Raw genomic sequence first — 12,387 nt, 5'->3', positions numbered from 1 at the left:
GGTTGTCCGCGACCCTGGTAATTAATGCGAAACCAGTTTAGGGTAGCTTTTGGGGTATAGATGCGTAGCTTGGAGCTTCTACAACTGCCACTACCACCTGATGAAAACGCGACCCTCGATCATAGCTACCGCAATTTTAACCGTTGGAGCCGGCCTGGTGCTGGCTGCCGGAGCCCAGGCGCAGCAACCCGCTGCTCCCAACACCCGGCCCAGTAAACCCACCACCTACCAGTTGAAGCCCACGCCCACCACCGTCGCCTGGGGCTTTTATGATGCCGCCGCCAAGCCCGTGCTGCGTATCAAATCCGGGGATAGGGTGGAGGTGAAAACGCTCATTACCTCCAGCCCTACGCGGCTGGAAGGTGCCGGCCTGCCTCCCGACCAGGTGGAGCAGTCCCTGCGCGATATTCATCAGAGCGTAACCAATAAAGGGCCCGGGGGGCATATTCTGACCGGCCCCATCTACGTGGAGGGTGCCGAGCCCGGCGACGTGCTGGAAGTGCGGATAAAGAAGGTGGCATTGGCTATTCCGTACGCCTACAACGCCTTCGGCCCGACCAGCGGCTTTCTGCCCGAAGACTTCGGCTACGCCAAAATGCGCATTATCCCCCTCGACCGGAAGCGCATGGTGGCCAACTTCGCGCCGGGTATTGAGGTGCCGCTGCGGCCGTTTTTTGGGAGCATGGGCGTAGCGCCACCCCCGGCGGCGGGCCGCATCAACAGCGCCCCGCCCGGTATCCACGCCGGCAACCTCGATAACAAAGAGCTGGTGGCCGGCACCACGCTCTACATTCCGGTGCACGTAGCCGGGGGGCTTTTTGAAGTCGGGGATGGCCACGCCGGTCAGGGCAACGGAGAGGTCGACATCACGGGACTGGAAACGTCGCTGACGGGCACCCTGGAGTTTATCGTGCGCAAAGATCTGCACTTGACCTGGCCCCGCGCCGAAACGCCTACCGACTATATTACTATGGGCATGGACGAAGACCTGACCAAGGCTACCAAAATCGCCCTGCGCGAAATGCTCGACTTTCTGATGAAGGAGAAGAACCTCAGCCACGATGATGCCTACATGCTCGCCAGCGTGGCTGCCAACATGGAAATTACCCAGCTCGTGGATGGGACTAAAGGCGTCCATAGCATGATTTCGAAGAAAGTCTTCACCGGAAAATCGTTGGGGGGCAAAAACTAACGTTTCGCGCCTGCTCGTCGTCATTTGAGTTAGTTTCGGCGTTGGTGGACCTCACCCCCGGCTCCTCTCCTCAGGAGAGGGGAGCCAAACGACACGTTAACCATTCACGTTAGAACGCCCCCCTCTCCCCAAGGCTTCGCGCTTCAAGCGAACCGGGGCCGGGGGTGGGGTCCACCCATACGCACAACCTTCCGCTGCGCTTAGCCGAATAGCTACCTTTACCCCCTCGCTCACGCTCCCTGGCCCCTAATGTCGCAGAAGCTTCTGGTGTTTTTGGCAGGACTGCTGCTGGTTTCGGCCCTCGGCTCTTACCTGTACTACCGCCGTTCGGTGGCCCGCACCCCCGTGGACCCCTGGGCGCTGGTGCCCGACGATGCCGTGCTGGTGGCCGCCACCCGCGACCACCCCACGCTGGTGCGCCATCTGAAGGAAACCCAGATCTGGGACAACCTGACCGGGGTGCGCTACTTTCAGCAGGTCGAGGAAAACTCGGCCCTGATTGATAGTATTGCCGGTAGCCCAAGCGTAGTGCTGCGTTTTTTGGGTACTAAGCTGGTGCTCACCTCCGTGCACGTTACGGGCCCCGGCACATTCGACCTATTGTTTCAAGTGCCCATCGCGACCGTGCGGGAGTACCGGCAGCTTCGGGGTCTGGTGAATGGCTTGGGCCAGGATGCGCGCTACCGCGTAGCTACGCGGGAGTACCGCGGCCAGCAGATTACGGATGTGCGGCAGCGGGGCACCGGGCATGGCATTACGTTTCTGAACTACCGCAACCAGCTCATTATAAGCACCAACGCGGGCCTTGTGGAGTCGGTGGTTAGGCGTCTGGAGCAGCCGGAGCTGCCTTCCATCGCTGCCGATTTTAAAAACACCGACTACCTCCAGCATAAGGATGTCGATGCGATGCTGCTGCTCAACTACCGGCAGTTTCCGCGCTTTCTGGGCGTGTTCTTTCGCCCTAAGCTGCGGCCCAGCCTGGAAAGCATCACGGGCCTGAGCCGCAATGGCCTGCTGGGAATGAAGCTCGTGGGCAATAAGATTTTATTCAACGGCTTTACCAATCCCGAAACCACCCGCGACGCCCTGCACCAGCGCCTGCGCGGCCAACCCGCCCAGCGCCTGCGCATGGCCGATGTGCTGCCGCTACGCACGGCCCTGCTCTTGCACCTGGGCCTGCGGGATATGGCTACGCTCCCCGTGGCGCGGCGGGTTGCCGCGGATACTCTCGCGGCCCGCACCGGTGCCCTGCTCGACAGCCTGACGGCCTCCTTCAGCCGGGAAGCGGCAGTGTGTTATCTGGGCTCCTCGTCGCCCCGCCAGGTGCCCGCTAAGCTCGCCTTGGTGTATTGCCCCAGCCCGACCCGAACGGCTACGCTGCTGGGCCAGCTGCGCCGTCTTACCGGCACCAGTCCCTCCTTTGAGCGCGTAGGGCCTTACCGGATTTATCAGGGCGGGGTGCCCGAGTTGCCCAGTCGCCTGCTGGGGGGCTTTTTCACCGGCTTCGATGAGGCTCCTGTGGTGGCGCAGGTTGGGGATTATCTGGCATTTGGGAAAGATGCCGCTACGCTGCGCACCTGGCTGGATGATGTGGTTGGTAAAGATACCTGGACTACTTCGCCCGCTCAGGTGGCTTTTCTGCAGGAAACCCAGCCGCTGGCCCGCGTGAGTTTGATAATGGACACCCGCAATAGCTGGAACGTACTGTTGCGGGCGTTGGTAGAGGAACGCCGGGCGGACTTGTTGCGCAATGAGGCCCTGTTTAAGCGCTTTCCTCAGCTGGCCCTGCAGTTTGTGCCCCCTACCAATGAAGCCGATCCTGATGCTCAGTACTATACTCAGCTGCTGCTGCGGCATCCGGCAGTGGGTCCGGCCGTGGCTAGTCCCCAGGGCGCCAATGACACGGGCGGCCTGCTCACCTTCAAAACTCCCTTAGCCAGCTCGCCTACCCTGATATCCGTACAGGGAGCCCGGCTGCCCGGCGCGCTGGTGCAGGATAAGGCGCAGGTGCTGCACTACGTAACCCCCGATAACGTGGTAGCCTGGTCCGATACGTTGCCGGGGCCGCTGGTCGGGTCTATCAGCCGGTTGCCGGTGGGGGGCAATTTGGGCTATCTGCTGGCTACGCCCACCCAGCTGCACCTGCTCGACCCGCAGGGCCGCTCGGCCCCTAACTTCCCCCTGAACCTACCCGATACAGTGCGCGCCAGCTCGCTTACCGCTGGGCCAGGCATCGGGAAAACGCCCCCCGGCTTGCTGGTTGGTGGCGGCGGCGGCAATCTGTTTTTATTTGATACCAATGGTCGGGCCTTCCCCGGCTGGCAGCCCAAGCGCCTGGATTTCAACCTGGCCGCACCACCGCATTACCTGGTAGTGGGCGGACGCACTGTTATTGTGGCGCTGCTGGAGAATGGCTACGTGTATGCCTACAATCAGCAGGGCAATCTGTATCCTGGCTTCCCCCTGAGTGTAGGTGCCCGACTTAATACGGGCGCTTTCGTGGAGGCTGGTACTACCCTGGGCCGCACTCGCCTGACGGTAGTAAACCAGCATGGGGAAAGAATTACCTTCAGCCTTGGCGGCGACGTGGTCAGCCGGGGCCGGATAGCTACCTGGAATCGCAACTCAGTATTTCGCCTGGTGCCTGAGCTGGCCGGCCGCGGCTACGTGGTCGCCCGGGAGGAGGGTGGGCGGGTAAGCATCTTCGACCCATCGGGCCGGCAGCTGCTCACGCAGAACTTTCTGACCTCGGGCCGCAAGCCCGTGCAGTACTTTGACTTTGGCGCCGGTCGTCGCGTAGTTGTCATCACGGAGCCGGCTCCCCACCGGGCTTATATCTACGACGCGCAAGGACGTCTGGTAGGTGGGCAGCCGTTTGTAAGCACCGCCCCCGAAGTTGGACTTCACTACGAAACCGTGACCGGTACTTACTACTTGTTCCGCACGGTAGATACGGAATTGCGACGCACTGATTTGAAAATGAATTAGGGGCTTAAATCAGGACTCATCACAGATTAGGTATATTAATTGCTTGCATTACCCCGTTATCTGTCGAAGATAACGGGGTTTAGTTTTTATTATAATAATCAAAGATAAATAGCCATAAAGGCCATTTTAACTTGCAAGTTTCTAACTTCAGGTAATGAAAGGAAAGAAGGCTTTAAAGTTGTACTATGTATAGAAAACTTTTACTCTTATTTTTTGGCTTATTTCCTTTATTAACCTTGGCGCAGGGCTCCAATTCTGTGCCGCCCGTGCCGAGTATGCCCGGTGTGGAGGTAGCTGACGTAGAAGTACTTCCCGGCGCGGTTGATGCTAAAGGCTGGCTGCTGCTCGACCAGGATATCCAGACGGAGCTGGAGGGAGCGGTGCATAATCTCTACAACTTCAAATTCGATAAAGCCGAGAAGCAGTTCCGCTCGTTGCGGCGGCGCTACCCCGAGCATCCGATGCCGTACTTCCTGCTTGGCCTGAGCAACTGGTGGAAGATTCTGCCCACCAACATGCAGGAGAAAAAGTACGATAAGCTGCTGTACGCCTACATGGATACGGCCATTACCTACGGCGAGAAGCTGTACGAGGCCGACAATAAAAACTACGAAGCCTGCTTTTTCCTCTCCGCCGCCTACGGCTTCGATGCCCGCCTAAACGCGGAGCGGTCTAACTGGCGCAAAGCTACCGTGAGCAGCAAGCGGGCCCTCAATTACCTGGCGAAGAGCAGAGAAGCCAATGGCTTGAGTCCCGACTTTATGCTTGGGGAGGCGCTCATGAACTATTACGCCGTCTGGATTTCGGAAAACTATCCTTTGCTGCGGCCCGTGTTGCTCTTTTTTCCTAAAGGCAACCAGAAGCTGGGCCTGGAGCAGCTGCGTACCGTGGCCGATAATGGCTTTTATACCGGAATGGAGGCGAAGTTCTTCCTGATGAAAATCCTGTTGAATGAGGAAGATAATCCTGCCCAGTGCCTCCCAATAGCCCGCTATCTGGCCGCTACTTACCCCGACAACGGCTACTTCCAGCGCATTTATGCCCTTACGTGCTTTCGGGAGCAGCAAAACCAGGAATGCGAGCGGGTGTGCCGCGACATTCTGGCGAAGCTAAACCGGGGAATGCCCGGCTACGAGGGCGTAAGTGGTAAGTATGCTACCTACATGCTGGGCTCGTTGATGCAACTGCGCTACAAAGACCAGGCAAAGGCTAAGGACTACTATGAGCGGTGTATTGTATTCGCGGAATCTACCGGCGAAACAACCGTTGGGTTCTACGTTTATGCCAACCAAAACCTGGCCCAAATGGCCGCTGCCCAACGTGATATAAAAACGGCGCTGCGCTACTACAGTGTCGTGCGTGATAAAGCCGACCGCAAATCGGAGTCGTATCGGGAGGCAACTGCTTATTATAAGAAGCACAAAAACAACCAGCTCAATTCCGGCAGCTCACCTACGCCGCGGGCCGCATCCACCTCCCTGCAAACCCGGCGCTAAGCTCGCGCTCAAAAAAAGCCCCACCGACACTGTCGTAAGTATCTGGGGGGCTTTTTTGCACTAGACTTAATCCTTAAGAAAGAGTTTAAGTTAACTTTTTCGCTTGCTCAGAACGCGGCAGAAACGCAATAGTTGGAGTCTCCCCGTTCGCACCGCGTGGGTGTTGCTCAATGACGAGACTCCAACTATTGCGTTTCTGCCGCGTTCTGCTAACTCAACTTTTAAGGAATGCTCCAAGCTGGTCAGCGGTTGGTAAGCCAGCCTTTACGGTAGAAATAAATAAGCTGACCCGTCACGATAAAGCCCAGAACCCCCAGCAGCACGGGATAGCCCCAGGGTTCGTAAAGCTCCGGCATATTGAGATGGTTAATGCTACCATCGGGGGCCTGGCGTTGGAAGTTCATGCCATACAGGCCCACCACGAAGCTGAGGGGAATAAAGATGCTGCTGATAATGGTAAGCACCTTCATAACCTCGTTCATGCGGTTGCTTTGGTCCGACATGAACAGATCAACTAGGCTAGTGACGGATTCACGGTAGCTTTCGGCCAAGTCCAGGCTTTGGATGGCGTGGTCGTAGCAGTCGCGAAAAAACAGCTTGATATCATCCGGAATCACGTCATCGGGCTGGCGCAGGATTTCCGCGATTTTCTCGCGCTCCGGGTACACCAGGCGCCGGAAACGAATGATATCCTTCTTTACGTGCAAAATCCGGTTGAGTAAGCGCCGGTCGACCCGCCGCTCGGTCAGAATTCGATGCTCCAAGGTTTCAATATAGTCGCCGATGGCGGCCATGGTAGGGTAGTAATGATCGAGCACCACATCGGTGAGGGCGTAGGCCAGATAGAGCGAGGAGCGGGCTTTTATCTGGCTAAAGCCCGAGCGGAGCCGGTTACGCACCGCTTCGAGGCAATCATCATAGTCATCCTGAAAGCTGAGGATATAATTGGGCCCCGTGAAGATGGAGAGTTGATCGTCGTCAATTTCGAGTAAGGACGTAAATTCCGTCATGCGGGAAACTAGAAACAGCCGCCCATCTTCAAGAATATCCACCTTAGCCCGTTGATAATCACTGAGCACATCCTCCATTAAAAGCGGATGAATGGCAAAATCAGCCATCATGTGCTGCAACAAGTCCAGGTCGTTGTAGCCCCGGACATCAATCCAGTGCTTAAGGGTTGGGTTAGCCCGAAAATACTGGATCAGCTCAGCGTAGCTGCTGTACTCTTTTTCCAGAAAGAAATCATTGGTGTAGGAAATCATGAACAGGCGCGGAGTCAGGGCGTCGGGGCGGATGGTGAGCGTGCCCGGCCGCTGGCCAATGGCTTGCTCCCTGGCCAGGCGAGTCGCGGTGCGGTCGGCTACGCCATTAGGGTGCTCCGTCTCCGGGCCGTCCGACGCCAGGTCCAGGTTTGCGGTAGATTGCGACGACGTGGGTTCCATGCGGCAAAAGGGAAAGCGAGCGTTTAGGGTTTCTAAGGTAAGTAAGGTTAAAGTCAGATGGGTTTCACCTTGGGTGAAATGGCCTAGAGTAGCGGCATCATTCTTTATAAGTAAAGCAAACCGCGCAGTTTTACTCGTAATTTCGCAGTCCGAATTTGACTTTTTCCTTAGTGAACTCCACCATCGGCACTGCCCAACTGCTTGCTTTCTCCACGAATGAGGCCCAGTACGTGGTGCGGTGTGGGCAGGGGAGTGAGCCGACGCTACCGCTGGCATTCGAGTCGTTTCTGTACATGCAGCCGGCTCACCTTAGTCTCCAGCGGTCGGCGGGCCGGCATCTGGCGTTTTACCTCGAAAACGAAGCCCGCGCCCAGACCGTAGCGCAACTGCACGTTTTTATCGATGCGGATATTAATATGCTGGCTTACAGTCCGTATCAGGCACCGTTTGGGGGAATACAGATGGCCCCCGGAGTACCAGCGGCGGCCCTGAAGTCGTTGATGCTGGCGGTTCACTCAACGCTTGAGGAAGTCGGGGTGCGGCGGCTGCGCATACGCGCCTATCCCTTCGCCTACGACCCGGCAGGAAGCGCGCTGATGACGCAGGTATTGAGCCAGTTAGGCTATAAAGTAACGCTAGCCGAATTGAATAATCACTTGCCACTGGACCAGGACTTTGAGGCGCGGCTGCACCCATCGGAGCGGCGGCGCCTGGCCAAGTGTCGGCGCCACGGCTTCCATTTTGAGCAGGAACCGCTGTTTTTTCTGCCCAAAGCCTATGAATTTTTACGACGCTGCCGCGAGGAAAAGGGTCAGCACCTGTCGCTCAGCGAGGAAAGGCTAACGCAGCTGTTTCGGGTATTTCCCAATAACCATTTCCTATTCTCGGTGCGCGACTCAGCAGGGGAGTGGGCGGCGCTTACGGTAGCTATTCAGGTAAACGAGCGGGTGCTATACAACTTTTATCCAGCTAGCCCACTGATCTACAATGCGTTCAGCCCGGTGGTGTTGCTCAATGAAGGCTTGCACGCGTTCGGTCGTGCCAGCGGGTTAGCCCTCCTCGACCTGGGCACCTCGACGCTGCCCACTGGCTTAAATCAGTCGCTGTTACAGTTCAAGCGACATCTGGGGGGCATTTTGAGCTTAAAGCTGACCTTGGAATGGGAGGCAGCGTAGGGTTAGTTATTGCTCCGCTTTCGCGTAGATATCGTAGTAGCAGTCCGCACCGTTGGGGTTAGAAATCTGTTGATTCCACTATCATTGTGCGTTGTGGTGTGACTATCCGATTCTACTTCTCAGTGGTTTCAACTCTGTTCTGTGCCTGCAAAACTGCCACCTAGCGTTGCCCAAAATGCCCCCCAGTTTGAGCCGGAGCCCAGCGCTACGATAACAGGGCGGTTTCTGCGCGGTTCGCTCACTTCTACGCTGGGCATTGGCGCGCGAACCGCAGGAGCACTGTTGCTAAATAAGCTGCTGGCCCTCTACGGTGGTCCTGGTGGCCTTACGCTGTTAGCTCACTTCCAAAATCTACTGGCCCTGTTCACCATCCTGCCCTATGACGGAGTTCATGTCGGGTTGGTGAAATACCTGGCTCCATTGCGGGCGGGCTCGGGGCGATACCGGGCTTGGTTTGGGGCTGGTATCATTCTGAATCTGGTGGGGCTGCTGCTAGGTGCGCTGGCGCTACTGCTGACGCCGGGGCCGCTGGTAGGCGTGTTTCAACTCACGGCGGGCTGGATGTTTTGGTTTATACTGGGTATTGGTCTGCTCTCGGCGCATGCCCTGCTTGGGTCGGTGCTGCTGGCGGCCGGACAGCTGCGTGCCTACGTCTGGCTGACAGTGACGCTCAGCTTTTTGGGCGTGAGCGGGGTAGGCGCTGCCCTGGCCCTGGGGTGGCCCGTGGAACAGGTGCTGCTTACCTATCTGCTGGCCCAGGCCCTCACGCTGCTGCCTACTGCCGTGGTGTGCGCGCGGGCAGGCCTGCTGCCCCGGCTTAGCGGGCGGGTAAGTAAGGTTGCTCTAAGGAGCCTGGGCCGCTTTCTGCTCATGGCTGGCAGCTTACTGGTATTCGGTACGGCCGTCAACTTTGCGCTGCGTGAGGTGCTGATTGCGCGCTTCGGACTCGCCCAAACCGATCTTTGGCAGGCAGTAGCTAAAATCTCCGACAACTATACCATGGTTTTTACGGCCCTGATGAGCAGCGTCTATTACCCGCGTTTGGCCGCCTTGAGCACCCAGCCCGCCGCGCAGCGGGCGTACGTGCGTACGGTAGTGCTGCTGCTGGCACCGGTACTGGCCGTGGGGCTGAGCCTGGTTTACTTGTTGCGCGATTGGCTGTTGCCCTTGCTATTCAACGTGCAGTTTGCCGCGGCCAGCTACCTTTTTGCCCCCCAGCTCCTGGGCGATTGGGCTAAGTTTATCACTTGGCTGTTGCTGTTTCTGCTTACGGCCAAGGCCCAGGTGGGACGCTACGTGGCGGTGCAGGCGGGCTCGGCGATGCTGTATGTCGCCTTATTGCAGGGGCTGCTACCGCACTATGGTCTGCTGGGTGTGCCGCTGGCCCACGCTGGCCGCTTCGGCTTGCTGCTGCTGCTCAGCGCAGTGTACTTTCGGTCTTATTTACGGCGCGGCAATGGATGATGCGGAGAAAAATGCCCCCCAGCCGATCTTAATTGAGCCAGAGCCGCTCGTAACGATTGTGGCGCTGTGTCACAATCATGCCCCTTTCCTACGCGAAGCGCTGGATTCCATTTTGGCCCAAACCTACTCCGCGCTCGAAGTTCTGCTGGTAGATAATGGCAGCACCGATGCCAGCCCTAGTATTCTGCGCGAATATACTGCCAGCAATCCTGCCTGGAAGCTCACGCTGCACACTCAAAACCTGGGTTTGTGCGCTGGTTTCAATCAGGCATTCCGACAGTCGCGGGGGGCTTTTTTGATTGATTTCGCCACCGATGACGTGCTGCTGCCCCAGCGCGTAGCGCAGCAGGTTGCGGCTTTTCAGCGCCTGCCGGCTAACTATGGCGTGGTGTATTCCGATGCGGAGCTGATAGATGAACAGTCGCGCTTTATGCGCCACCATTTCCGACATACCAAAAAGGGCCTCCAGCCGCGCCCGGCCTCCGGCGACGTATTTGCCGATGTATTGGCGCGCTACTTTATCAGCACGCCCACCATGATGATGCGCCGCGCCACCCTCGACGAGCTAGGGGGCTACGACGAGACGCTGTACTATGAAGATTTCGATTTCTGGGTCCGGGCGGCGCGCAACTGGCATTTCTACTTTCTGGACCAGGTAACTACCCGCAAGCGCAAGCATCCTCAAGCCATGTCGCGCACGGCTTATTTACCCTCAGATCCCCATCTAGATTCCACTATCCAGACTTGCTATAAGGCGCGGGCTTTATGTAAAAACCCGAGGGAACTGGCGGCTCTAGCGGTGCGGCTGCGCTGGGAGATGCGGCAAACGGTGCGCTGGGGCAATTATATGCACGCGTTGGCCTTTTACGCGTTGTTGCGCCAAACGAATAACGCTCACCTCCTCGATAGGCTACTGGCTGGCTGGAGCCGTTTGCGATGCTAACCTGCACTTATTGACGCTGGCTACTCAACTCCATCTGGGGATATCGTTTTCTGTTCAATTCAGCAACAAATACAGCTCCACCCCATTATCCCGGGCGTGAAGCTTACGATGCGGAAAACGGGTCAGCACTTGCTCAGCTGAAGCAGATATTACCTGCGGAATCAGCTCATCGTTGCTGAGGATTGGCCGGTTAATCAGCAGCCAGATTGGCCGGCCCGGCACCTTGCGAAGCGTATCATAGGCAGCATAACGGTGAAAACGGAGGCCAGTTGGCACCTGAAATCCATACATAATCTCGCACTTATGCAGCGAGAAATTATCCATTAACACGATGCCCCCGGCCGGCCCACGTAATTCCTGCTGCATCACACGCTGCTGAGCAAAGTAGCCCGAGTTGCTCGGCTTACTCATAAAATAAGCAGGACGAATGGCTATAGTTAAGCTTAAAACAGCCAGCGTAGCGCCTGCAAAAAATACAGTGCCCGGACCATATCGCTCCACTTTTTTGCGGCCAACGCCAACGGATAGAAGTCCGGCTACCAAGGCAAAAAAGCCCCCCAGTAGCCCGTACACGATACTAATACTACTTCGCAGCCATGCTGCACAGCCTAACAGGCCCAAGGCTAGAAACCACCCGCCTCGACCTGTGCGCACAAGATAGTCCAGGCCAAAGCCCGCTGCTAGGCATAACGGCGGCAGAAGGGGAGTGAGCATGCGTGGCAGCAGAGAATTAGGATTGTAATAGCTGAGGGAAGTGCTACCCAGCCAGTAAAAGGCCAACGAGCTGCCCGCCAACGCCAGCCAATAGCAAGCGTCGCTGCTCAAGCGGCTGCTTTTGGTTGCAGCTACTATCACCAGCAGTAACGCGACTCCAAGCCCTGTACCTATAAGTAGCTGAAGCGGCATATAAGTAATGCGAGCCACTATACCGCCATAGCCAGTGGAGGTGTTGCCTATTTTTCGCACCTCATTAACAGATTCAATAACGTGGAAGCGATATAGCAAGTCATGTGCAGCTACCTGACAAACAAGCAAGTAGATAGCTAGCAGTGTCGTCCCGGCGCTTAGTGCGGCTAGCCAGAACTTGCCGTGGCGGCCATGCCATAAATCGAGTATCAAAACGCCCAGGTAGAAAGGAAGGTAGTAGACGATGGTTTCCTTACTGAGTAAGGCCGTGAAATTCAGCAGGGCAAAACCCAAGCCCCACCAAACTGGATGCTTCTGCGCGGCACGGCGGCCGTGCAGGAGCGCTGCTGCACTGCCCGCCGCAAAGAACATCAGGACATTATCGGGGTAGAGGTAGATGCTGAGGTTGAGCGTGAAGTAATGCAGACCCAGCAGTGATATTGCCGCGCTGGCAACCACTGGCGCTTGCTGGCGGTAAAGCAGATAGAAAATCAGGCTGGTACCAAGCGTGCAGAGCAAGGGCCAGAAGGTAGTAGTAAATATCCCGACGCCCAGCAGCTTATAGAACAGGGCGACCGGCCCAAAAACCATTAGGCGTTGGTGGAGCGGGGTATAGTCAAGATGGCCCGGTTCGGGGGGTAGGTCAAAGGTGCCAGTAGCTAGCTGGTGGGCGTATCGAGCATAGTTGTAGTCATCGTAATCATACAGGCCCTCGTGAGCAAAAAGGAAAAAGGCAATAGTAAAGAGCCCAACGAACACAAGCGTGAAGCGGGGTAGTAGA

Annotated in this window: 8 protein-coding genes; 6 read left to right on the top strand and 2 right to left on the bottom strand. The window is 57.1% G+C overall.

The features are described from left to right. Nucleotides 1-100 precede the first annotated feature (100 nt). The 3 genes from B9A24_RS19485 (at nt 101) to B9A24_RS19475 (ending at nt 5,676) form a co-directional block, all read left to right on the top strand. Nucleotides 101-1,192: an acetamidase/formamidase family protein gene (locus B9A24_RS19485; RefSeq protein ID WP_084447697.1), complete on the top strand. Its 1,092-nt coding sequence runs from the start codon at nt 101-103 to the stop codon at nt 1,190-1,192. A gap of 249 nt (nt 1,193-1,441) precedes the next feature. After that, complete coding sequence (locus tag B9A24_RS19480) at nt 1,442-4,180, top strand: hypothetical protein (RefSeq protein ID WP_084447696.1); 2,739 nt, start codon at nt 1,442-1,444, stop codon at nt 4,178-4,180. A gap of 236 nt (nt 4,181-4,416) precedes the next feature. Then, nucleotides 4,417-5,676 carry a tol-pal system protein YbgF gene (locus tag B9A24_RS19475; protein ID WP_200813976.1) on the top strand — a complete coding sequence of 420 codons (1,260 nt, stop codon included), beginning with the start codon at nt 4,417-4,419 and terminating at the stop codon, nt 5,674-5,676. A gap of 242 nt (nt 5,677-5,918) precedes the next feature. Here B9A24_RS19475 and corA read toward each other — a convergent pair whose 3' ends face one another. Continuing rightward, entirely contained in the window at nt 5,919-7,118 is a 1,200-nt protein-coding gene (gene corA / locus B9A24_RS19470; protein ID WP_084447695.1) for a magnesium/cobalt transporter CorA, read from the bottom strand. Between the two features lie 155 nt (nt 7,119-7,273). Between corA and B9A24_RS19465 the strand changes: the two genes are divergently transcribed. From B9A24_RS19465 to B9A24_RS19460, 3 genes are all read left to right on the top strand, one after another. Then, nucleotides 7,274-8,293: a hypothetical protein gene (locus tag B9A24_RS19465; RefSeq protein WP_084447694.1), complete on the top strand. Its 1,020-nt coding sequence runs from the start codon at nt 7,274-7,276 to the stop codon at nt 8,291-8,293. A 141-nt stretch (nt 8,294-8,434) separates the two neighbouring features. Further along, nucleotides 8,435-9,757, top strand: coding sequence for an MATE family efflux transporter (locus B9A24_RS22150; RefSeq protein WP_159452112.1), 1,323 nt, complete (start codon nt 8,435-8,437; stop codon nt 9,755-9,757). Then, entirely contained in the window at nt 9,750-10,700 is a 951-nt protein-coding gene (locus B9A24_RS19460) for a glycosyltransferase family 2 protein (RefSeq protein ID WP_159452111.1), read from the top strand. Before B9A24_RS22150 ends, B9A24_RS19460 begins: the two co-directional genes overlap by 8 nt. A gap of 54 nt (nt 10,701-10,754) precedes the next feature. Here B9A24_RS19460 and B9A24_RS19455 read toward each other — a convergent pair whose 3' ends face one another. Next, nucleotides 10,755-12,365, bottom strand: a complete 1,611-nt coding sequence (locus B9A24_RS19455; RefSeq protein ID WP_084447692.1) for an ArnT family glycosyltransferase — start codon at nt 12,363-12,365, stop codon at nt 10,755-10,757. Nucleotides 12,366-12,387 lie beyond the last annotated feature (22 nt).

It is taken from the genome of Hymenobacter roseosalivarius DSM 11622 (assembly GCF_900176135.1).
Classification (GTDB): domain Bacteria; phylum Bacteroidota; class Bacteroidia; order Cytophagales; family Hymenobacteraceae; genus Hymenobacter; species Hymenobacter roseosalivarius.
Note: the sequence above shows the minus strand (reverse complement) of the source record. Positions and strands in the feature narration are given on the sequence as shown.